Source organism: Nocardia sputi (genome assembly GCF_023501985.1).
The window spans coordinates 1-23,154 of sequence record NZ_JAMFLC010000027.1; the positions used below are offsets into that span (position 1 = coordinate 1).

General features: G+C 67.1%; 20 protein-coding genes. 18 read left to right on the forward strand and 2 right to left on the reverse strand.

What is annotated here, in order from left to right; translation table 11 throughout:
* The first annotated feature begins 51 nt into the window (after positions 1–51).
* The 3 genes from M8859_RS30160 to M8859_RS30170 all read left to right on the forward strand — a co-directional run bounded on the left by M8859_RS30160 (position 52) and on the right by M8859_RS30170 (position 4,865).
* On the forward strand, positions 52–1,578 hold the full coding sequence (locus M8859_RS30160) for an ISL3 family transposase (protein WP_249645211.1): 1,527 nt from the start codon (positions 52–54) through the stop codon (positions 1,576–1,578).
* Positions 1,579–1,665: 87 nt separating this feature from the next.
* Positions 1,666–3,693: an McrB family protein gene (locus M8859_RS37360; RefSeq protein ID WP_249645212.1), complete on the forward strand. Its 2,028-nt coding sequence runs from the start codon at positions 1,666–1,668 to the stop codon at positions 3,691–3,693.
* Complete coding sequence (locus tag M8859_RS30170; RefSeq protein WP_249645213.1) at positions 3,690–4,865, forward strand: McrC family protein; 1,176 nt, start codon at positions 3,690–3,692, stop codon at positions 4,863–4,865. The genes M8859_RS37360 and M8859_RS30170 overlap by 4 nt, the downstream gene beginning before the upstream one ends.
* Positions 4,866–4,885: 20 nt before the next feature.
* Here M8859_RS30170 and M8859_RS30175 read toward each other — a convergent pair whose 3' ends face one another.
* Positions 4,886–5,680, reverse strand: a complete 795-nt coding sequence (locus M8859_RS30175) for an SAM-dependent methyltransferase (protein ID WP_249645214.1) — start codon at positions 5,678–5,680, stop codon at positions 4,886–4,888.
* An 854-nt stretch (positions 5,681–6,534) separates the two neighbouring features.
* Positions 6,535–7,344, reverse strand: a complete 810-nt coding sequence (locus M8859_RS30180; protein WP_249645215.1) for an MmyB family transcriptional regulator — start codon at positions 7,342–7,344, stop codon at positions 6,535–6,537.
* 837 nt (positions 7,345–8,181) lie between these two features.
* Here M8859_RS30180 and M8859_RS30185 point away from each other — a divergent pair.
* From M8859_RS30185 to M8859_RS37025, 15 genes are all read left to right on the forward strand, one after another.
* Positions 8,182–8,904 carry a hypothetical protein gene (locus M8859_RS30185; RefSeq protein WP_249645216.1) on the forward strand — a complete coding sequence of 241 codons (723 nt, stop codon included), beginning with the start codon at positions 8,182–8,184 and terminating at the stop codon, positions 8,902–8,904.
* Positions 8,905–8,915: 11 nt separating this feature from the next.
* Positions 8,916–10,154: a cutinase family protein gene (locus M8859_RS30190; RefSeq protein ID WP_249645217.1), complete on the forward strand. Its 1,239-nt coding sequence runs from the start codon at positions 8,916–8,918 to the stop codon at positions 10,152–10,154.
* On the forward strand, positions 10,151–11,272 hold the full coding sequence (locus M8859_RS30195; protein ID WP_249645218.1) for a lipase family protein: 1,122 nt from the start codon (positions 10,151–10,153) through the stop codon (positions 11,270–11,272). Before M8859_RS30190 ends, M8859_RS30195 begins: the two co-directional genes overlap by 4 nt.
* Before the next feature lie 137 nt (positions 11,273–11,409).
* Positions 11,410–12,864, forward strand: coding sequence for a cutinase family protein (locus M8859_RS30200; RefSeq protein WP_249645219.1), 1,455 nt, complete (start codon positions 11,410–11,412; stop codon positions 12,862–12,864).
* Positions 12,865–12,994: 130 nt separating this feature from the next.
* Positions 12,995–13,705, forward strand: a complete 711-nt coding sequence (locus M8859_RS30205; protein WP_249645220.1) for a DUF8176 domain-containing protein — start codon at positions 12,995–12,997, stop codon at positions 13,703–13,705.
* Between the two features lie 3 nt (positions 13,706–13,708).
* The gene (locus M8859_RS30210) at positions 13,709–14,365 is read left to right on the forward strand and encodes a hypothetical protein (protein ID WP_249645221.1); all 657 of its coding nucleotides are present in this window, start codon (positions 13,709–13,711) and stop codon (positions 14,363–14,365) included.
* Complete coding sequence (locus tag M8859_RS30215; RefSeq protein WP_249645222.1) at positions 14,362–14,658, forward strand: hypothetical protein; 297 nt, start codon at positions 14,362–14,364, stop codon at positions 14,656–14,658. The genes M8859_RS30210 and M8859_RS30215 overlap by 4 nt, the downstream gene beginning before the upstream one ends.
* A 2-nt stretch (positions 14,659–14,660) precedes the next feature.
* Complete coding sequence (locus tag M8859_RS30220; RefSeq protein ID WP_283780213.1) at positions 14,661–15,629, forward strand: alpha/beta fold hydrolase; 969 nt, start codon at positions 14,661–14,663, stop codon at positions 15,627–15,629.
* Positions 15,616–15,849, forward strand: coding sequence for a hypothetical protein (locus tag M8859_RS30225; RefSeq protein ID WP_249645224.1), 234 nt, complete (start codon positions 15,616–15,618; stop codon positions 15,847–15,849). The genes M8859_RS30220 and M8859_RS30225 overlap by 14 nt, the downstream gene beginning before the upstream one ends.
* Positions 15,850–15,866: 17 nt before the next feature.
* Positions 15,867–16,505 carry a DUF8175 domain-containg protein gene (locus tag M8859_RS30230; protein ID WP_249645225.1) on the forward strand — a complete coding sequence of 213 codons (639 nt, stop codon included), beginning with the start codon at positions 15,867–15,869 and terminating at the stop codon, positions 16,503–16,505.
* 18 nt (positions 16,506–16,523) lie between these two features.
* Positions 16,524–17,330, forward strand: coding sequence for a DUF8175 domain-containg protein (locus M8859_RS30235; protein WP_249645226.1), 807 nt, complete (start codon positions 16,524–16,526; stop codon positions 17,328–17,330).
* The gene (locus M8859_RS30240; RefSeq protein WP_249645227.1) at positions 17,327–18,793 is read left to right on the forward strand and encodes a hypothetical protein; all 1,467 of its coding nucleotides are present in this window, start codon (positions 17,327–17,329) and stop codon (positions 18,791–18,793) included. The genes M8859_RS30235 and M8859_RS30240 overlap by 4 nt, the downstream gene beginning before the upstream one ends.
* Positions 18,790–20,256, forward strand: a complete 1,467-nt coding sequence (locus M8859_RS30245; RefSeq protein ID WP_249645228.1) for an SCO6880 family protein — start codon at positions 18,790–18,792, stop codon at positions 20,254–20,256. The genes M8859_RS30240 and M8859_RS30245 overlap by 4 nt, the downstream gene beginning before the upstream one ends.
* Positions 20,253–21,965, forward strand: coding sequence for a putative type IV secretion/conjugal transfer ATPase (locus tag M8859_RS30250; RefSeq protein ID WP_249645229.1), 1,713 nt, complete (start codon positions 20,253–20,255; stop codon positions 21,963–21,965). The genes M8859_RS30245 and M8859_RS30250 overlap by 4 nt, the downstream gene beginning before the upstream one ends.
* A 6-nt stretch (positions 21,966–21,971) precedes the next feature.
* Complete coding sequence (locus M8859_RS37025; protein WP_283780214.1) at positions 21,972–23,096, forward strand: C40 family peptidase; 1,125 nt, start codon at positions 21,972–21,974, stop codon at positions 23,094–23,096.
* The last annotated feature ends 58 nt before the right edge of the window (positions 23,097–23,154 follow it).

A 23,154-nucleotide genomic window follows, 5' to 3' on the forward strand; every position in this document is an offset into this window, starting at 1 on the left:
GGCTCTGTCCCACTTTCGGTGGTGATGTCGCCGTGACGGCACGATGTTGCGGTGTGCGAGGTGAATGTTTCTGCCGCCGTGGCATTTTCGGGTTTGTCGCCGTTGGTGGTGGAGGAAGTGGTTGATGAGGGTGAGCAGGTCGCGGTGCGGGCCCGGACGCCCGGCGGTCCGGCTATCTGCCCAGGTTGCGGAGCCGAGTCCGCACGGGTGCACGGGTACTACCTGCGGACGGTGGCGGACGTGCCGCTCGACGGACGCCCTGTGGTCGTGCGGGTCCGGGTCCGGCGGCTTGTTTGCCCAACCAGGGACTGCCGCAGCACGTTTCGTGAGCAGGTGCCGGGTGTTCTTGAGCGCTATCAGCGGCGCACCGGCCGGTTGACCGGCCAGCTCCGGTTGGTGGTGCGAGAGCTGGCCGGGCGAGCCAGCATGCGGCTGCTGGCGGCGCTGCCGGTCAGGTTGTCGCGGCAAACCGCGATCCGCGTCCTACTGCGCATTCCGCTGCCGCCGAGGCTGGTGCCGAAGGCGGTCGGCGTCGACGATTTCGCGCTGCGCCGCCGGCACCGGTATTCGACGGTCGTGGTCGACGCCGAGACCCACGCTCGTATTGACGTGCTGCCCGATCGCAAGGCCGACACCCTCGCCGACTGGCTGCGCGAGCACCCCGGCGTCGAGATCGTCGCGCGGGACGGGTCGACCACCTACGCCGAGGCCGTGCGGCGGGCGCTGCCAGCAGCGATCCAAGTGTCGGATCGGTGGCATCTTTGGCACGGCCTGGCCCAAGTGGCCGAGAAGGCCGTCGCGGCCCACAGCAGCTGCTGGGCGGCCGCCGCACCGAAGCGGCAATCACTGACCCGGGAGCAGACCACCCTCGAACGCTGGCACGCCATCCACGCCCTACTCGATCAGGGAGTTGGGTTGCTGGATTGCTCACGGCGGCTGGGTATTTCGCTGAACACTGTGAAACGCTACGCCCGGGTGCCCGAACCGCAGCGGCTGCGCCGTCCGCCCCAGTATCGGGCCTGCCTGGTGGACGCCTACCGCGATCATCTGCGGGCTCGCCGCGCCGCGGAGCCCGGTGTCCCGGTGCTGCGGCTGTTCGCCGAGATCAAGGAACTGGGCTACACCGGTGGCCTGAACCTGCTCTACAAGTACGTCAATCAGGGCCGTCTCGACGGGGACCGGATCACGCCCTCTCCCCGGCGGGTGACCCGCTGGATTTTGACCCGCCCAGCGAACCTGCCGGAGGCGCGGCGCGCTCACCTGGACGAACTGCTGGCCGCGTGCCCTGAGATGACCGCTCTCGCCGAGGTGGTGCGTGACTTCGCGCAGCTGATGACCAAACGCCGCGGCGCCGAGATCGACGGCTGGATGAAGCAGGTCCGCGAGGCCGGGCTCGTTGAGCTCGAACCGTTTCTTGCTGGGCTCGATCAGGACCACGACGCCGTGGTCGCCGGTTTGACCCTGCCATACAGCAGCGGTCCGACCGAGGGCATCAACACGAAGACGAAGCTGATTAAGCGCCAAATGTATGGTCGCGCAGGCTTTCCGCTACTTCGACACCGAATCCTCCTCGGGTGAGACCTGATTCGCTACCACCGAAAGTGGGACAGAGCCAAGTTCATTGAGAAGCTAGTACGCCAGCTCGCGGATGCTCCGCAGCTGACGGTGCAACTCACTGCAGAACTGGTTTACCTGCATCTGCTGGCACCCTCCGATATCGGTGGTGCCGCAAAACATGCACTCCTGCACAAGGTACTTGCGCTGACGGAGGGGCCTGTTGCGGTTCCAGCGGATCTGGACGCGGCCCTCTATGGTGGTTTCGCCAGCGCAGGCATGGCCTACCGGATGAGGCGTGATCAGCAACTGTTGTGGCTGGTCAGGTTCCTGGTCACATGGAAGAAGCTCCCCGCGGACGCGCGGCGCGGTGCGCGTGCGGATCCATGGGCCTTCCGCGGCGTAGCGGATTCATTCCCTATCGACAGCGCCTACAGTCAGCGTAACGCTCTGCTTCACCTCGTATTCCCGGGCATTTTCGAGCCGATCGTGTCGCGTGAGCACAAGCAGAAGATCGTCGACGGCCTTGCTGACGACATTCCCAACGCCACCGGTGACGTCGATCGAGACCTTGCGGCGTTGCGCGCTGCACTAGAACAACGACGCGATTGCCGAATAAGTTTCTACAGCGACGACCTCCACGGGCTGTGGCGACGACGTGCCATTCGCCGCACAGCTCGGAACCGGCAGCGCGGTTGGGCTGTCCGGCAGCCCAAGGACTCACAAGCCCGCTCACTTTCGGAGTGGTTGGCTGGACGCTACTGCGCCCTGTCGGATTCGGATTACCCTGGACTCCGGCCAGAACTCACACCCTCTCAAATGGTCGACGAGCTCGCCCGACGCGCCCCCGGCCGCTCCGCGAAGCAGCGAAGCGTCATGGCGTGGGCCTTTTATCAGTTCGCAAACGAGATGTCGAATGGCGACCTCATCGCGACGGTTGATGGCGTCAATGTGTACGTGGGTATTGTGGCCGGGCCCGCGGCCTGGACAGCGGCACCCACCGGATTCAACGAATTCAGACGTGACGTCCGCTGGTTGAACACCGAGGATCCGGTGACCCGGGACGAACTGAGCCCAGCTCTGCGAGGCCGGCTGGCGCCGTTGGTGGGCGTTGGCGTGCTGCGCGCTGGCCATCTTGCGGAACTGGCGACCTTGGTGGGCGTAAATCCCGACCTGAATCCTGCCGAGACTGGCCCCGAGCCCGTCATGACCGAGCTGGCAGAATTACCCGAACCGACGGCTGAGTTCGCTGACGAGCTATTTATCGACGTGGAATGGCTTTCGGAGACAGTAGATCTGCTGCGTGAGTCTAAACAGCTCATCCTGTACGGGCCACCGGGGACAGGAAAGACCTACCTTGCCCTTGAGCTGGCGCAATACTTGTCCGAACAGTCCGGTGGTGAGCACCGTCTGGTCCAGTTCCATCCTTCCTATTCGTACGAGGACTTCTTCGAAGGCTTCCGGCCGCAGCGCGGAACTACCGCCGGGATGGTGTCGTTCGATCTTGAGAGCGGTCCGTTGAAGTTGCTCGTCGACGAGGCCAACAAGGACCTCACCCGCGTGTTCGTATTGGTGATCGACGAGATCAATCGGGCTAACCTCGCGAAAGTCTTCGGCGAACTGTACTTCCTACTGGAGTATCGCGATCGCGCCGTGCAGTTGCAGTACTCACCAACCGAAGAGTTCCGTCTTCCACCGAACCTGTACATCATCGGCACGATGAACACCGCCGACCGGTCTATCGCCCTGGTCGACGCCGCGATGCGCAGAAGATTCGCGTGGCAAGGCTTGTTCCCTAGCGAAGTCCCGGTCGAAGGAATGTTGCGCCGTTGGCTGGAAGCCAATGAGGTTCCGGTCGATCGCGCCGACCTGCTCGATGCACTCAACGACCGCATAGCAGATCGGGACGTGGCTATCGGGCCGTCTTATCTCATGACGCCGCGGGCCGGTACGGAAGCGGGCTTAGCCAGGATCTGGAAGCACCACATCATGCCTCTACTGGAAGAACGGCACATCGGCGAAGGTATCGATGTACACGCCCGCTATGGTCTCGACGCTCTCCGTAACGGCACCGCGACGCGCCCCCAGCAACAGAAGCAAACTGCTCCGGAAGAGGAGACAGGCGAGCGAGCCTCGTGAGACGTCTGACCCTGCCAGAACACCAAGCGCGATCATTCGACCCAATTCCGAGGCCCGTCGCCGAGGCCCTGTCTGCCACCGGCGCCGTGAAGGCCAGCGCAGACTTGGGTGGCCGCACCGTGCTGCAAGCGTCGTCGCATGTTGGTGTCCTCCGCGCTGGTGACATCGAACTCCGCATCACACCGAAGATCGGAATCCGCCGTCTGCTCTGGCTTATCGGGCATGCACAGAACCCCAAGGGGTGGCGCGACGACGACATCGTCGAACTCGCAACCACCGACGACATCGTAAGCGCATTGGCAGTGTCGTTCCGGGTGGCGGCCCAGCGAGCCACCATCCACGGCCTGCTCAAGGGCTACAAGACCGTGGACGAATCGCTGCCCGGACTCCGAGGACGGCTTCGCGAAGCGGACCAGCTCCGGTACCGCCATGGCCTCGGCATGCCCCTGGAAGTCCGATACGACGACTACACCACCGACATTCCTGAAAACCAGATCCTGCTGGCCGCCACACACCGACTCCTACGCATCCCTGATCTACCGCCGGCCACGCTGACTGGCCTGCGGCGACTGCAACTCAACCTCAGCGATGTCACACCCCTCGGCGCCGCACTACCAGTTCCCGAGACCGCGTCGATCAGGCTCACCCGCCACTACCAATCCGCGCTGCGACTCGCCCGCCTCGTACTCACCGAGCGAAGCCTCGATCAGCCGCCAGGTGACACCACCGCTAGCGGATTCGTATTCGACCTCAACCGCATATTCGAACGCTGGCTCACCGTCACGCTGCGGCGCGCACTCGAACACCACGACGGCGAACTGCACAGCCAATACCGCAGCCATCTCGACACCAACAAACAGATTCCGATCCAGCCCGACCTTGTCTGGGTACCACGCGACCGACCCGCGACCGTAGTGGACGCAAAATACAAGGGCCTAGAGAACGGCAAGCAGTACGAGGCAGACCTCTACCAAATGGTCGCCTACTGCACCGCCCTCGGAGCGTATGAAGGCCACCTCATCTACGCCTCAGGCGACCACATCGGGACACACACTGTCCGACAGTCCGGCATCAGAATCCACATCTGTGCCCTCGATCTCGACCAGCCGCCAGAGAACATCTGGAGGCAAGTAGCGGGCATCGCAACCACTGTCGCAGGTAGACCGTCGTGACGATAGGACGGTTGCGCCGGTCAAAGCTTGCGGCCGACGGCGGCATAACAGGAGACTTTCGCATCGTGAGACTCCGGTGGTGTGATGCCGTTGGGCCGCCACCTGTGGGGTGGGACGATGCCGGGCTCGACGAGTTCGAGGTCGTGGAATAGTGCGGCGAACTCCTCGCGGTTTCGTTCGCGCGCGCTGATGCCTCGGGCGAGGTAGATCTCGCGGACAATCGCCGCCTGGGCAGGGTCGTAGTCTCCGGTGACTTGGCAGATCACCACATAGGAGCCGGGTGCAAAGGCATCGAGGTAGGTGCGGACCAGTTGTGTGGCGTCTCCGTCGATGAAGTGCAGCAGCGCTATCAGGGATAGTCCGACCGGCTGGGATAGATCGAGGGTGCCGCGTAGGTGCGGGGAGTGCAGGATGGAGTCAGGGTCTGTGGCGTCGGCCTGGAGGTAGGCGGTGGCACCGTCGGGGTGGCTGGCCATCAGAGCATGTGATTGTGCGAGGACGATTGGGTCGTTGTCGACGTAGACGACGCGTGCGTCGGGCGCGAGGTTCTGAGCGATCTGGTGCAAGTTGGGTTCAGTAGGGATCCCGGTACCGATGTCGATGAACTGCCGTATTCCTGCGGATGCTAGGAACTGGGTGCTGCGTTGCATGAACGCTCGGTTGACGCGGGCCGCGACTTGGACGGTGGGCCATACGCCGAGGATTTCTTTTGCGGCGTCGCGATCGGCGTCGTGGTTGTTCGTGCCGCCGAGGAAGTAGTCGTACATCCGCGCGGGGTGCGGTCTGTCCGATTCCAGTTCTGCATTCCCCGTCACCCGAACCTCCCCGCGCCCATGAATCCGGCTGGCACACAGCCTAATCGCTCTGCGGACAGCGACATCGGCGGAAGTGACCGGCGACACATCCGGAGGCGATCCGTCATGAAGGTCACCGCTATCGCAGGACGCTGCTGTCCCGCGGGCAGTACGTTCCGCTCTTGAATCGGCCGCTCGGCTTGATGCGGTTGGTGTGTCATCGTTGCTCGGATTGTGGCGGGATCACCCTTCGTCGGCGGGTGGCCCGTCGTCGTGAGGGGCGTGGCCGACTGACAGCGTCTGGTGCGATGGTGTTGGGTCTGGAGGTTGATTTGGCAGGGCGGCTAGTGGACTCGATCGCGGCGGCGATGTCGCTGGCGGTCAAGAACCAGGTGCGGCCTGCTTTATGGCCGGGCAGCCGTCCGGCTTTGAGTTGCTCCTCGTACCAACGGCGCGATTTGCGCAGTGCACGAGCGCCGACGGAGATGGGATAGGTCGGCTCGTGGGGAACATCGGTTGGTTGCGGTGGAGTATCCGCGTCGTCTGTCATGCCGAACTCCCGGAATCGAGGACGGAAACGTCGTGCGACAGGCCCAGCGAATCGTTTCTGTCATCGGGTGCGTATCTTGTGCCAACTTTGCCAGCAAATAGGCATGGACGAGATCCGTGTCGTCGATAGCTGAGGCTCCGGTGGTCGTCGACGCTTGAATCGATGATCGATGCCACCACATTGCCCGCAGAGCATGTGCAAGGTGGCGAGGGGTGCAGACTTGGCTGATGGTCGCCGGAAGGGGAGATCATCTCCTCAACGGAAAAACGCGCCCGCGACGGCCTGCCTAGGCGTGTCGCATGCGCGTGTCGGTATTGTCCGGCGGCTAGGTGACCGGAGGGCCGGAGTAGGGTTTGCGAATCGCAGTGAGCAGCAGGACGTCTTGGCTCTGGCTGACATCGGCGACGCTGAGCCGGTAGGAGGCCAGCTCGTCGGTCTCGGGGTCGCGCATGTGCAGCAGCTCGTTGGTGTCGCGGCCGTAGGCCACGCGGATGCTGGAAGTCCATAGCCGCTGGAACTCCTTGTGAGGGCGTAGCTGACGCATCAGGTCGTGGGCTTGTTCGGAGTCGCGGTAACGACCCAAGACGGCCTTGAGGGTGGCCACGGAGTGGGCAGCTTCTTTGGGGTTCTGGGGGAAGACGGGGCGCGCGTGCGGGCTGAACAGCCAGGTCGGGATGCAGTCGGTCTTGTCCAGACCAGGCAACGCCGCGCGGAACGAATCGTTGCAGGCCAGCACGTTCCATACCGGGTCGACATACGCGGCCAGCACATCTCGGCGCTCGAGGTCCTGCAGGTGCTCGACCAACGCGTCGTTGGCGTTCACACACTCGCGCAACTTGTCGGCTGGAGCGAGATGCTCAGCGGGAGCGCGAAGTTCGCGCAGGTGCCTCGCCATCATCGCATCGAGCCGGTAGCCGGAGATGATCTTCTCCAGCGTCTCGAAGGTCGGCACATAACGATCGCGCTCGATGTTGAATAGGTGGGACGGGCTGATGCCGTGACGCTGCTGGGCGCCGTTGCGCGACAACCCCAGGTCCTCCCGGATCAGCAGGCAGGTGCTGCCCAGGGTCGGGATACGTGGCAGTGGCTTGTCTCCGGCGCTGCCGGACGAACGATGTGTAGTAGCACGATTCATGCTTAGTGGCCCCCAAATGGTGTCTTCCGTCACATGGTGAGCGGGCGATACGATGGAAGGTTGCTCACCGGGTCGAACGTTCCTTCCTATCAGAACGCTTAGTGCTCGGCAAGGCAATTGAACTTTCGACTACGCCTGTAAGTAGCTGGCTGGACGCATGCTTCGTCGAGCTGTCGTCATGATTCACCGCCGCCGACGGTAGATGTGCCGAAAAACTTTCTTTGCCAGTCTGATTGTCAAACAGGCGGCAAACCTACTGCATACCGGTTGAAAAGCGGTTTGACAGTTTCGCTCTCACCTAAAAGTAGGAGAGTCAAAACCCTAGCCTTCCAGCAGTTTTCGAGGTTTGGATTGTCCTGCAAGTCCGAACCAATCGAGAGGAACGAACCGTGGACCCCTTCGTGATACTGGGTGGGGTGAACACCGTACTGTCGGTGCTGTCGAACGGCCTGTCCGTGGCAGCGCAGGCACTGGCGCTCATCCTGCCCTTCATCTGACGCGAATCGCCTGAGAAGCGACCTGCCAGAGGCTGAATCAGCCTCTGGCAGGCACAGCGAGCCGCCGCCCGACTCGCCGCGTCCGCCCAGCAATCTCCCTTCGCCCGCCCTGAACGATGAAAAGGGTCTATTTCGCATGCCCGAAAACAGGACAACTCATCGGCGGACCTCGCCCGTTCGCCGCAGAACCGAAGCGACAGAGCGACACTGCTCACGCGCCAACTTGCATCGCGGCAGCCGCGCCCTGCTTGCCGGTGCGGTGCCTCTGGCGATGATGCTGGCGGCGGCCGCGACAGCGCACGCTGCCGACACACCCGCAGTGATCGCGGATCAACCCGGTGTGACTAGCCCCGACCAGCCCGGCACGAGCACACCGCCCCGGCCACGGGCGCCGGAACCCGCGCCCGCTCCACCGGCACCCGTACCGCCGCCGGTGTACTACTCGCAGCCGCCGGAGGTCCGCAACGCCGCGCCGTCGCGTCCGGCGCCGCCGCCGGAGCAGCCGGTGGAGCCGGTACGGATCGAGGAGTTGCACCTGCCCGAGCCGGTGGAGCCGGTGGCGCCGATCGAGCCGCCGGAGAACATGATTCGGGTCGGTCAGTGGCAGGCCCCGCGCCCGGAGTGGTTGCCGCCGGAATACGCGGACGTCATCAATGACGTCGCCGCGAACGCCGAAGCGCAGGTTGCGACCGCGCTGGATTCGATTGGGATCCCGGCCGGGCGCTCCGACCGCGTCAGTGGTGCCACGCTCGCCGGCGCGGGTATCGGTGGCGCGGTCGGCGCTGCCGTGGCCGGTGTCCCGGCTGCTGCCGCGGGCGCGGTGGTCGGTGGCCTGATCGGTGGCACCGTCGGTGGTATCGCCGGCGCCGCGCTCGGCACGGTGGTGCCGGTCCCGGTGATCGGCGCAGTGACTTCCGGCGTCGCCGGAACCGCGCTCGGTGCCGCCGCTGGCGCCGCTGCCGGTGCCGCGATCGCTGGTATCCCGGCCGCGGTCGTCGGTGCGGTCGCCGTCGGATCCGTCGGTGCTGGGTTCGGCGCTGGAGTGGGGGTCGGGCAGCCATGACCCTCTCGTCGTTGAGCCGTCGGCGCACCATCGCCGCCGCGATCGCGGCCTCCGCCGCGCTCGGGGTGGCCACCGGGACCACCAGCAGCGCCACGGCTGCGGCAGTGCCGATCGGTCCGGGATGTCCCGCGCTGTATGTGCTCGGTGTCCAGGGCACCGGCCAGTCCTCACCTACCGCGGACCCGCTCGCCGATACCGGCGTCGTGGGCGCCCTGATCGCTCCAGTCTTGGCAGCTGCTCCTGGCCTTGTGCAGCGCAGCTACATCCCCTACGGCGCGGGCTTCGGTGGCGCGGTGCCCGGCGGGGGCCCGGAACCGTATGCGGTGTCGGTGGCCGATGCCCGCCGTCAGCTGGATGCAGCCGCTGTGCAGATCGCTGAAACCTGCCCCAGCACGTTGATCGCTGGAGTCGGATATTCACAAGGTGCGCAGGCGATGTCGTCGTTCGCCCACGATGTCGGTTCCGGCGCCGGACCGGTGGCCCCGGAGCGTGTCGCAGGGATCGCGCTGTATGCCCATCCTGATCGCGCACCGGGCGCGCCGATTTTTCCAGGGCGGCCGGGGCAGATCGTCCCGGATCCTGCGCCGGGCACGAGCGGGGCTGCGGTGTCAGCGGTGCGGATGTCGAACCCGCCCGCCGGTGGGGGTGGTATCGCCGCTGGCGCGACCAGCTACGGGGAACTCACTGGGCGGGTCGCCGATATCTGCACCGACGGGGACCTGGCTTGTTCCGCGCCGGACCGCGCGGCGGTGCTGCGCGTTGGGGCGGAGATCGCCGCCCAAGCCGACCTGCGCAATCCCCTGGCCGCGATCGCCTCGCTCAATGGTCTGTTCTCCGCTGCTCTGGGTGATGTCTGGACGACCGTGGTGCTCCACGACTTCCAGGTCGGTGGCGGCAACGTCGATTACCTTCCGCAGCTTCCGCTGGCAGCTCGGCTGGTGGACGCGGCTGACCCGCGCAACCCGGCACCGAGCGCGGAGGAGATCGGGGCTGCTGCGGCGCGATGGAACGAGATCACCGCCACCGTGGCGGCGAATCCGATCGGGTTGCTGCCCAAGGTGACCGGTCAGCTGGCCGCGGCGTGGAGCCAGCTGGCGGCAGATAACGCCGACCTGGTCGATCCCGCGGTGTGGGTGCGTTTCGCAGACACCGTCGCCCGGCACAACAACTACGCCGTCAACGGCCAGCTGAACTCGGGCATCGCGTGGATGGTCGCCCTCGCCCACGACATCACAGGAGCCCGGCCATGACCGACCCCATCGCGATCGACGACGACTTCTACACCAGCCCCTCCACCGGCATCGACGCCTCGCCCGGATACATCTTGCGCCGCCGCCCCATCACCGTCCCCGGCTTGGCGGGCGCGGGCCAGGCGTGGCAGATCGTGTACGCAACGACGGGATCGCGGGCACCGATGCCCGCCTCCGGCACCGTGATCACCGCCAGCCCGGTCGCCGGGATGACCGGTCCGGTTCCTGTGCTGGTGTACTGCCCGTCTTTCCACGGTCTCGGTGGTCGCTGCGCGCCGTCGCAACTGCTGGCCGAGGGACGCGAGCCGGAATCCCACTTCATCACCACAGTTCTGGAGCGCGGCTGGGTCGTGGCTGTTCCCGACGGGCCGTGCTTGGGTATGACAGGGCTGGGTCCGCACCAGTTCCTGGCCGGAGCCGCGGGCGCGCACGCCGTGCTCGACCTGGCGCGCGCAACCCGCCACCTGCCCGAACTGGACGAGGCCGGGCCGTGCGTGGTGTGGGGGTACGGCGACGGCGGCCGCAACGCGGTGTGGGCGGCCGAACAACACTCGGAGTACGCCCCAGAGCTGGATCTGCGGGGTGTGGCCGCCGGTGGCGTCGTCGCCGACCCGGCCGCACTCATCACCGGCATCGACGGCGGGCCGTGGGCAGGACTCGCTTTGGCCGGGCTCATCGGGCTCAGCCGCGCATACTCCCACCTACCAACCGGGCACGTGCTCACCGACACCGGCCGCGAGACGGTCCAGCAGGCTCGAGTGCTCGACGCGGCAGAGCTGCTGCTCACCTACCGCAACCAGCCCCTGAGCGGCTGGTGCGAGCGGCCCGATCCGTGGAACGACCCACTGTGGCGCTACGTGCTGGCCAACGAGACCAGCGGCCGCGCCGCCCCCCAGGTGCCGGTGCATCTCTACCACGGCATCGAAGACGCCCTGGTGCCGGTCGCGATCGGCCGCAGCTTGTTCGCCGAATACCGCGCGCTCGGCGTGGATTTGAGCTGGCGGGAGTACTCGACCAGTCATGTGGGCGCCGCCCGGGACGGTGCCGCTGAAGCCGTCGCCCGGTTGGCCGGCTACCTGCAACGTCGACCCACGCCATCCAGCCCGCAGACCACCTGAATCGGCCTGCCCGCACCACGACCCCTCGCCGTGTGTGCGGGCAGGCCCCCAACCAGATCGAATCGAGGTCAACACTTATGCGCCCCAGCCACAGCACAAGCACTCGTGCGCGGTGTCACGCCGCCGTGGCGGTGCTCGTGACGGCTACTGTTTCGCTCACCACCGCCATCAGCACCGCACAGGCAGACACCACCGGCGTGCCGCTCGGGACGGTATGCCCGGTCCTATACACGTTCGGGGTGCAGGGCAGTGAAGAGGCTGCCCCGGAGGCCGGGCTTAACAGCGACTCCGGCGCGCTCGGGCAGGTGTTCGGGCCGCTGGCCGCGGCGGCGGGGGATCTGGTGCAACGCGCCTACGTCCCCTACGGTCGCGCACCCGACGGCATGGCATTGCCTTTTGAGGCGGCGATCACCGCTGCGGCTGAGCGGTTGGAACAGATGGCCGTCGAAGTCGTAGCGCGCTGCCCGAACACGAAGATCGCCGCCGCCGGATTCGCGCACGGCGCGCCTGCGGTCGCGCGGTTCGCCGAGCGGGTCGGTACAGGTGACGCACGCGTCAGCGCTGATCACATCGCCGCGATCGCGTTGTTGGCCAATCCGAACCGCGCCACCAACACCCCGGTGCTGCCCGGCCGGCCCGACAGCACCACTCCCTCGCCCGTGCCCGGAACAGCGGGGCGGAAGGTTGGCACGGTCTCGCTGTTGAACCAGCCGTTGACCGGTGCCGGAATCGCCGCCACATCGACGGCATCGAGCGGGTTCGGGGCATTGACCGGTCGTGTCGCGGACCTGTGCGTAGCCGGTGACGCAACGTGTGACACCCCGCCCGGAAGCAGCTTGGCCGCCATGGCCGCGAACATCGCCGCCCGCTCGGACCTGCGTGATCCGATCGCAGCGATCTCCACCATCGCCGAAGCCTTGACCACCACGGTGTTCACCACCGCGGTGGGCGTGATCAACGAGGACGTCACCGGGACCAGTCTGGATCAACTGTCGTATCAGCCTTCGAAACCGCTCGGGCAGCGACTGGCCGAAGCCTCGCACCCCGAGACCGTCCCACCCGGGCCGGGTGAGGCTTTGGCGGCGCTGTTCAAGATTGGCACCATCGGGTTGAACGCGGCGGTGACGGTCGCGCGGAAGGTGTTCACTCCTGCCACGATCGCCGAGTTGGCGACCGTCGGGCTGGCCAACCCGTGGGCGGCGGTCGCCACGTTGGGCGCGAAACTCGCCACTGCGGTAGTCGAGCTGGTTCCGCCGCAGACCGCCAGCCGCTGGGTCAACGAGGCATTCGCCGCGATCACCAGCACCATCACAGACCACCAGCAGCTCTATACCCTCGCCGCCGCTGCGCAATACAGCGACACCACCGGCCGTCACGGCTCCTACCGCGCCGCCCCGGTCACACCGACCGGCCGATCGGCGCTGGCCGCGACCGCCGACTGGTTCACCGCGGTGGCACGTGACCTCGCGGCCACCGGTTCACCGTCGGCCGCACCACAGTCCACCGCCTCATGGCCGTCTTCCGCACCCGCGACGGCACCGGCCACCAGTACCGCCGTATCGGGGGAGCCGACGTCCAGCGGCGGTCCGTGAGACCCCTTCGGGCGGTTCCCGCCCAATCCGCAGACGTACCCGAGCCTTGTCTGCTGATTCTCCCCTGGCACCCCGCCCGAAGGGCCCACTATCCCGCGCAACCACGCACACCGAGGAGGTGAAACCTACGATGCCCCACACCCGAGACCACACCGACATCGGCAGCGACCACGGCTGGGGCTGGCTGCAACCGGCCGAACCCACCGTACTCTCGCCGCTCTCGCACACGACCCAAGAGCCGGAGCGTTATGGCGAGCAATGGCGGTGGATCAACCCGCAGCAGCCCTCACCACAACGACCCATGCCGGGGCGGAGGCGCATGACGGTGCCGCGCCGTGTGTGGGTCGGGCTCACCACCGGCCTCGGCGGGGCGGCCGTGCTTGCCGGGCTGGGTTTCAGCTGGGTCGCCGACACCCCGGATCCCGTCACGGCGATCCCGACCCTGACCGCAGCTCCACCGACTACCACGCCGCACCTCAGCGGTGCGTGCACGGGATTGTCCGGACAGACGGTCACCGACTCCGCGGGAGACACCCACAGCGTGGCTGGGGTGATCGCGGCGTTCGAGCACGCCTACTACGTCCAGCGCAGCGCTGAGGCAGCTATGCGGTTCGTCGCCCCCGAGGCCGGACTCGTCGCCGAGGTCTTGGCCGCGGGCATCGCCTCTATCCCGGCCGGGACCACACACTGCGTCGCGATCACCCCGATCACCGACAGCGCCGCGGAGGTGCACGTGGTCCAACAGCACCCCGACGGGCAACGCGTCGACTACCTGCAACTGATCAACCTCCGCCACGACCCTGCCGGCGTCGTGATCACCAACATCCAGAAGCGGGGCTGACCGATGGCCGCACCGCTACACCTGCACCGAGACGACCACCCTCGGGTGACGGGGCGACTCGAGCCGGGAACCGTCGCCGCGCCGCAACGGCTGGCGCCGGTGCGGGAGACCCCGCTGCCGACTACGGGAGCGCATCCGCCGTTGTTCGCGGTGCTCGGCGCGCACGGCGGCGCAGGGACATCCACCCTGGCGCGGTGGTGGGCACCCGCCGCCGACACCGGCCTGGCCTGGCCAGCCTCACCGGCCACCACCCAACAGGTCATCGTCGCAGCACGCTTGTGCATGCCCGGCCTGACCGCCGCGGCCGATCGCCTGCGGGAATGGCACGCCGGACTGGCCCCGGACGGGGTGCAGGTGATCGGGCTCGTGCTCACCGCCGCACGCCCGGGGCGTGTCCCCGTGGTCGTGCGCCGGTACCGCTCGGTCGTAGCGGAGCTGGTCGAGCGCGTCTACCAGATCGCCTGGTACGACGAACTGCTCAGCTGCGAACTCACCGACCTAGCCCAATACGTGCCGTTCGACCCACCACTATCGCGCCGCTCCCGGTTGACCGAAGCCGTTCCCGCCGACGTGCACCACGCCGGAACTCAGATCATCACCCACCTCGCCGAGGCACGTAATGGTGTTGCGGCGCAACAATATTCGGATCGAACGCCATGACTACCGTATACGCGGTCTCCGGGGCGGTCACTGTGCTCGCCCAGCAGATCCAGATCACCCCGACCACCCCACCCGGGGCGGATAAGCTGATCAACCTCGTCAACTACCTGTCCTGGATCGTCACCCTCGCCGGGATCGGTGCCTTGATCTACGCCGGCGGCAAATTCGGGTGGGAACGCTTTCACGGCGGTGCGGTCGAGTCACCCAAGATCATCCTGGGCGCGCTGATCGGTGGCATCATCGCCACCAGCGCAGGTCAGATCATGAACGCCGCCGTCACCGGAGGCGGATAACCATGCGCTACCTCCGGATTCATCCCCAACTATCCCCAGCCGCGCCGTCCGCCGCTGTGCAAACAGCCCCTGACGGTCCTCGCAGCTCGAGCCCGTTCACCGTTCGCGGCTGCGACGGCATACAGCTGTCGGGTGCACATCTGGGCCCAGAGTCGGCACCGGCGACGGTCGTTTATGTCCACGGCATGCTCACCGACTCCAGCTACTGGAATCCGCTGACCGCATACCTGCACCAACGCCTCGACGGTGGTATCGCCCAGATCGTCTACGACCAGCACGGCCACGGCCACAGCGATCCGACCCGGGCGGGTCGCCGCACCACGATGGATGCTCTCGTCGAGGACCTCGACGCCGTGCTGACCACTGCCAGCGGGGCGGTGGTGCTGGCAGCGCATTCGGTGGCGTCGCTGCTGATTCAAGCGTGGATCGCGACCTTCCGGCACCGCGCCCGCCGCTTGGCCGGTGTGGTGCTGCTCAACGGATGCACGAAGTTCCCCGCCGTCCCAGCACCATCCGACAGCCGATGGACCACACGCCGCGTGCGGCGGCACGGCATCGAGCCCATCGAGCAACTCCACGCCTACCTGTACCTCACCCCACGGGCCTACCGGCGCGAGCCCAGGAGGCTCCGGATGCACCCGCGTGCGCCGGGTGCGCGTTTGACACCGCAGTACCTGGACTCAGTCGTCGACGAACTCGCCGTGTATGCCGCGACCACCCTCACCCCCGAGGCCGTCAGCGTGATGCGCAGCATCCCGAGCTGGGTTGTCGCTGGTGACCTCGATCCCGTCGTCACCCCGGGCCACGCGCAAGCTCTGGCCGAACGGATCTGGGCGGACTTCGAGAACGTCCCCAGCGCCGGGCACTCCCTCCCGTACGCCGAACCCGCCAAGGCCGCTGAGCCGATCCTGGCCGCGCTCGAGGTCGCCTACCGCACCCATCAACAGGACACAGCACATGCTGACCGCTAAACCGCTACCCGCACAGGTGCTTTCGCCGCTGACACAGCTACTGGGCTGGCTGGCGTGGTTCGTGCTGCTGCTGTGCATCGCCCGCGCCGTCTGGGTCGGCGGCCTGCTGGCGATCCGGCTCTATCGCGAGGAAGCCGTCGAAGGACTTGTCGGCGCCCTGGCAGCCGCGGTCCTGCTCGGCTCGGCCAGCTCGCTGGCTATTGCCGTCCTGCCCACCTGACCGAGGAGACCGTTCCCGTGCACCCGTCCCACACACGACGAATCGCCGCCCTGACGGCCCTGGCCCTCACAGGACCGATCGCCGCCGGTTTGGTCGCCTGCGGCAGCGACGACCCCCGCGACCCGGCACCAGATAGCAGCTCTACCGCGACCACCGTCGCACCCGCCGGAGTGCGGTGGCAGCCGTTTCAAGGTGTCGAGCTACCGGTCGCCGACGAAGGCCCCCGCCGCATCGACGGGCCGGTGGCCACCGGGTTCGACCGGGGCCCGGCCGGTGCGGCGCTGGCGGCCATCCACGCGACCGTGCGGATGTCGATCGCCACCGACAACCAATGGTCTGTGGTCGGGCAACGCATGCTCGCCCCAGGACCGGGCCGCGACGCCTGGGCAACCGCGCGCGCCCAGATCTCGATCACCGCCCCGATCACCGAAGACCGGCCGAAAGTCCTCGGGTATGTGATCACCCGCTACACCCTCGACGCCACCGACGTCGACATCTACAGCATCCACCCCGACAACTCCGTCACCCGCAACCACACCACCGTCGTCTGGCACGGCGACGACTGGCGACTACAGCTACCCGACCACCCCACCACCGCGCCGGTCACCGACGTCGCCATGCCCCCGCCTGATGTGGTCGCGCTCGCGCCGCGCTGAGAAGAGACCCGACACCCCATGAAATCCCATCGTCTGCTGACCATCCTGCTCGCCAGCATCACTGCCGTCGTGATCGCGGTGTTCGTCCTGACCGTCACCAACGACAACGGCGCCCTCAACCGGCCCGCCGATCCCGGCAGGTCGAGTGCCCCGGCCACGCGAACGTTTCCCGACCCGCCGCCGTCCACACCGGCACTGCCGCCGACCACCGATCTGTTCGGCAACCGCCTGGAAGTCACCGGCGACGACGCCGGTTCAGCCCTTCCCCAGGATCCGAGCACCCGCCCGGATCCGACCCGGCCGGACTACCTAACCACCCCACCTGCCCGGATGCGATGGCAGCGCGGCTGGGGCGGCGCCGCGCTGCCGATGTCGGGCAGCGACGGCCCCGCCCGCATCGAGCACGGCATCGCGACCGGATTCGCTCGCACACCCCAAGGCGCGGCGCTGGCCGCCGCGGATGCCCTCGCGCGTGTTCTGGCGGCCCCGGACGGGGTGTGGCAACAGGTGGTGCACCAACGCTACTACGGCGGAGGCCAGGCACTCACCGATCGGTTCGCCCGCTCCCGCCAGCGCACGCCCGGCGCCGCCCGCTACGTCGTGGTCCCCGACGGTGTGGGGATCCAGCCCGGCTACCGCGACGACCTCGCCGTCGTGCAGTTCGCCACCCACGACGAGCTCGGCTACACCATCTCCACCTGGCCGATGGCCTGGATCGACGGCGACTGGCGCGTGCGCGTCCCCGACGACATCGAAACACTCTGGGGGCCCGGCGCTTCGACACCGGTTCTCACCGAGTTCGGGTCATGGAAGGCCACACCATGACCGACATCAGTTTTGCTCCGACGCCCCACGAGGCCGTGCCGTGGCGTGCGCAGCTGCCTCCGTTGCCACCGTCGGATGTCTGCGACATACCGCTGGGACCTCAACAGGCATGTGAACAACTCGGACAGGTCGCCACGGATGCAGCCGACTCCGCGCTCGACAGCCTTGCGGCGGAGTTCGGTGAGAGTTTCGGTGCGTTGCTGCGGCTGGTGGTGACGTGGTGGACGGCAGTGCCCTCTCCGCAGTTGACGGACAACCACGGAGGACTCGGTCCGGCGCTGGCAAGTATCAGGGAGTACACCACTGGTCTTCAGGTACTGCTGCTGACCGCCGGCATCATGTTTGCCGCAGCACGTTTGGCGCTGGCGAAGCGTGGAGGAATGGCTGGTGAAGCTCAGGAAAGCTTCCTGATGCTGGCGCGAGCGGTGTTCGCATCGATGACCTTCGCCGCGGTAATCACCGCCGGAACCCGAGCCGGTGACACCTTCAGCGAGTGGGTGTTGTTCGACGCGTCCCGCGGCGACGCGCACAACATCGTCGCGGAACTCGTTGAATTCGATTTGCGGACGAACTCCGTGCTCGGCAGCGGCGTGCTGCTGGTGCTGTTTCTACTGGGAATCATCAGCATGCTCGTGCAGTTGGTGATGCTGGTTCTCCGGCAAGCCCTGCTGATTCTCGTTGTCGCGATTATTCCGATCGCGGCAGCCGCCTCGGGCACCGGGCCAGGTTCTCAAGCGTACAAGCGCCTGTTGAGCTGGTCGCTGGCGTTCGTGTTGTGGAAGCCCGTCGGAGCGCTGGTCTATGCGATCGCGTTCACAGTGGTCGGCCGTGACCAGCAGGACCCGCAGTTGGTGCTGCTGGGCTTGATTTTGCTGGTCATGACAGTGATTGTCTTGCCTGCTCTTATCCGGCTGGTTGCCCCCGCTGTAGCAACACTAGGCGGCGGTGGCGGCGCAGCGGCGGTGTTGGCCGGAGGCGCAGCCGGGATCGCCATGGCGGCGGCGGGGGACCGCTCGAACGCCCGCAAATTCAGCGAGGGCGAGAACGCGGCTGGCGGCGCAACACCTGGCTCATCTCCTCCGAGTAGCCCGTCCGCTGGAGGTGGGGGAGGTGGTGGTGGCCGCCCGATGCCTGGCAGCGGCAGCGATGGCACCGCAAGCCCCCCGGCGAACAGCGCTGGCACCGGCGGGAGTAGTCCGGGCGGTTCGTCCAACCGCAGTGGTAGTGGCGCCCGTCCTGCGGGGCCCGCAGGCAAGCCGACGACGGCGTCCGGCGCAGGTAGCGGTGTTGGTGAGGCGGTCGGTGCCACAGGTGCCGGTGCGGCCGGTGTCGCTGCGATCGGCGGGTCGATGGTCAAAGAAGCTGCGCAGCAGACGGCCTCGGTGATGGAAGACCAACCCCGCGACGCGACGGCGGTGGGCTTGGATCCAGAGGCCCTGGGTCCGGGGGAGGTGCGTCGATGACCGCGCGTATGTATGGCCGCTGGGAACGTCCCCGCTCGGCTGGGTTCTTCGGGTTGACCTGGGGTGTGTCGTTGCTCGGGCTCGGGTTGATCATCATGGTGATGGTCGGGTTCTTGATCACCCGATCCCTGCTGTCCGCCGGTGTGCTGATCCTGGCCGCGGCGGTGGTGTTCACCCCGTTGGCGGTCACCCGCGACGGCCGCACCGGCTGGGAGATCGTCTTGTTGCGGGTTCAGTTCGCCGCTGCCCGCGCGCGTGGTGAGCACGTTTATCGCGCCGGACGGTTCTCCCGGCTTCCCGGGATCGCGAAACTTCCTGGGTTGTTGGCGGATTCGCGACTGAGCGAGTACGAGACGGCGGGCGGGAAGCGGTTCGCGATGCTCCACATCCGTCGCAGCGATCACTACACGGTGGTGTTGAAGGTGATCCCGCGCGGTAAGGAGTTGGTCGACCAAGCCCAGATCGACGCCTGGGTCGAAGGCTACGGGCAGTTCCTGGCCACCCAAAGCCGTGGCGGAGAAGTGGTCGCGGTGTGCTCGGTGCTGGAAAACGTGGTCGAAACCCGCCTCAAGCAGTCACAGGAGGTCGCCCGTCTGGTCCGCGACAGCGCGCCGGACTATGCGCAGGCGGTGATGCGCGAGGCCGCCGCCGATATCGGCGGGGTCGGAGTCCGGGTCGAAGGCCGGATCGCTATCACCTACCGCGCCATCGGCAAAGGCCGTCGTGATGATGCCGAGCAGGCCCGCGAGATCGGCCAACGTCTGCAAGGCGTGCTCTCCCAACTCGCCCGCGCGGGACTTCCCGCGACGCCATTCCAGGCGTGGGAGGTGCTCGGGCTGGTGCGCAGCCGCTACGACCTCGCCGCCCAGCGCGACGTGGAAGCCGCGGGTGCGGCGATCACGTCCACGCAGTCGTGGGACTCCGTCGGGCCGCTCGCGCATCAGGATCGCTGGGATCACTATGTCCACGACGGCGCCCGCTCGATCACCTGGGAGATGGACGCCGCTCCGCGCGGCGCGGTGATGGAGACCGTGCTCGAGGAGCTGCTGCGCCCGCGCGCAGATGTGCCGCGCAAGAGGGTCGCGGTCGTGTACAGGTTGCATTCGGCGGCCGAGGCCACCACTCTTGTCGACTCCGATTTCCGTGACGCCGTCGCGGCCGAGCAAACCGAACGCGGTATCGCGTCGGCGTCGGCACGGATCCGGGTGGGCAACACCCAAGCCGCCCGCGAGGAACAAGCCCGCGGCGCCGGGCTGACCCGCTTCGGGATTCTGGTGACGGTCACCGATCACCTCGACGGGGACCTGCCTGGTATCGAAGCGTCGGTGAAGGGGATGGCCGCCGCGTCCCGGTTGGGTGTGCGCCGCTGCTACGGCACCCAAGCCGCCGCCTTCGCTGCCAGCTTGGGAATCGGGCTGATCCTGCCCGAGCACACCTCGATCTCCAAGCGGGTGTCGGCATGACCAAGCCCCGCAGTGAAAAGACACCACGGCCCGCCCGCACCGAAACCGTCACCGGTGTGCGGGTGCTCACCGCTTCGGCGCGCGCCGCGATCCAGGCGGCAGCCGCCCAGCCCGGCATGCGTGGTTGGCGTGCGCGGTTGGCGATATCGAGCGATGATCATCGACGCGCCACCGCCGCCCGCCGCGCGGAAGACCGTGGTGGGGATGGCTTCGACCGATCGCTTGCGAGTCTGTCCGACCGCGGGTATCGCGGGCTCGGCGGCGGCCGCGCCGCCGTGGTGGCCACTACCCCGGAATGGCGGGCGACCACCGTGCAAGTCGCCGGGCTGTGGCCGTTTGCCGTCGGCGCCAGCGCTCCGACCGTCGGCACCCCGATCGGGGCGCACTACATCAGCGGCACACCGGTGCATTTCGACCCGATGTCATGGTTTCTCAAAGGGTTCATTACCGCGCCGATCGCGTTCGTGCTGGCGCTCAACGGGTTTGGAAAATCGTCGTTGATCCGTCGGATGGTGACCGGCGCGGTCGCGGCCGGGGAAACCGTGCTGTGCATGGGCGACACCAAACCCGACTACCGCGACCTCGTCGAACAGTTGGGCGGGCAGGTCGTCGATGTCGGCTATGGCCACGGCACCGTGAATCCTCTCGACGTCGGCGCTCTCGGTGCGGTGGTCGAACAGCTCACCGACCCGGACCAGCGCCGCCAGGTCACCGCTCGCGTGGAAGCCGGCCAAGTCAACATCGTCGCCGGGCTGATCGAGCTCGTGCGCGGCTCCCGAGTTGCCGATTACGAAGAAGTGCTGCTCGCCGCCGGGCTGCGCCAGCTCTACAGCCCCACGGGCGGCTTCACCTATCAGCGCCCGCCGCTGCTGTCAGACCTGCTCGCGGTCATCTCCGGTGGTGCCGAACAACTGCGACAGTTCGCCGAAGAGGACGACGAGACCGCTTACCGAGCCAGCACCAAAACCCTGCGCCGCTCGTTGCGGGCGCTGGTCGAAGGCCCGTTCGGGGCGATCTTCAACGGACCCACCACCACCCGGCTGGACCTCGGCAGTCCGGCGGTGTGTGTGGATGTCTCCCGTATCCCCGAAGGCGACACCAAACTGCTGGCCGCGGTGTTGATGGTGTGCTGGAGCGAAGGTTTCGGCGCGGTCGCCGCCGCCCATGCCCTCGCCGACGCCGGTCTCGCGCCGCCGCGCACGTTCGAGGTCGTCATGGACGAGATCTGGCGTGTCCTCGGGGTGGGGGAGTTCATGGTCGACCGGGTCGACGCCCTCACCCGGTTGAACCGGACGCTGGGCACGGGGTTGATCATGTGCAGCCACACCATCAAAGACCTGGCCGCGTTCGACTCCCCGGCCGCGCAGGCGAAAGCCCTCGGGTTCTTCGAACGGGCACGGGCAAAGCTGATCGGACCCGTGGGCCCGGAAGAGATCCACCGCATCCGCGCGGCGGTCGGCATCACCGACACCGAGAAGCTGCTGGTCACCTCGTGGGCCGCGCCGCGGCCGCCCAGCGACGACGACCTGGCTCCCGCCCGGCGCGAAACACCGCCCGGCACCGGCTGCTTCCTACTGAAAACCGGGGAGGCGAACGAGCCAGGAATCCCATTCCGGATGGTGTTCACCCCGAGCGAGCGGGCCGCGGACGTCCACAACACCAACCGACGTTTCGACAACCTCCCCGGCACGGGGCAGGCCAACCGGTGAGCACCCATGGGCACCCCCACGAAAACCGTCACCGCGACCGCACTGGGGCTCCCAGTTGCGCTCTTACTGCTGCTTCTGGTGCTCCTCGGCGTCGACCAGACGACATCCTGCGCGGCACCGATGTGGGCGGGGGCCGCGGGCGGGGTGAGCGGCCCGACCGGGCAGACGGTGGCTGGGTTATCGGAGTCGCAGCTGCAGCTGGCGCGCAACGGGGTCGCGATCGGCAAACAGCGCGGCATGCCGGAGAACGTGATCATCGCCGAACTCGCCGCCCAAGCCACCGAATCGAGCTTCCGGAACTTGGCGAATCCCGCGGTGCCGGAGTCTTTGAACTACAGCAACGACGGACTCGGCTACGACCACGACTCTGTCGGCCCGCACCAGATGCGTGCCAGCGTCTGGGACTCGGTCGGCATCGCGAAACTGATGGACCCGATCTATCAGATCAACTGGTTCTACGACCACGCCACACAGCTCGGAGCCGCCGCGGAGCGGATGTCCCCGGCCGAACTGGCCCAAGCGATCGAACGCTCCGCCCCCAACGCCTACGCCGGACAGCTGGAGTTGGCGCGGCGACTGTATGCGATGTTCGCAGACCTCGACCCCGGATCAATGCCCCGCACACCGGGCGGGTCACCCCCCGCAGGATGCGGAACGACCGACTCCGGCACACCGCTGCCAGCGGAAGCAAAGGAGTTCGGGCGGGCGGTGATCGAGCACGGTGCACGGTGGATCGGCACACCCTACGTGTGGGGCGGCGGCGACGTGAACGGCCCGACCGGCGGTGGGTTCGACTGCTCCGGCCTGACGCTCTACGCGGTCTACCACGCCTCCGGTGGCCGAATCCGGTTACCGCATTACACCCAAGCCCAGCAAGACCACCCGTCCGCTCAGATAGTGCCGTTCGCGCAGCGAGCGCCAGGGGATTTGATCTTCTTCACCGCCCCGGGCGATACGGATTCCCATCACGTCGGCATCTACTACGGCCGCGACGCACAGGGCCGCGACCTGCTGCTGCACGCTCCGCAAACCGGGCAGACCGTCACCCTCACCCCGCTGAGCGCGTGGGAGGGCGAACGCATGGACGTGCGCCGCTACAGCAACCCACTCCCAGGAGATCGAAATGTGTGATCACACCTACTTACTGATCATTGCTCGCCGCAGAAGCCGTGTCCCGGTGATCGACTGC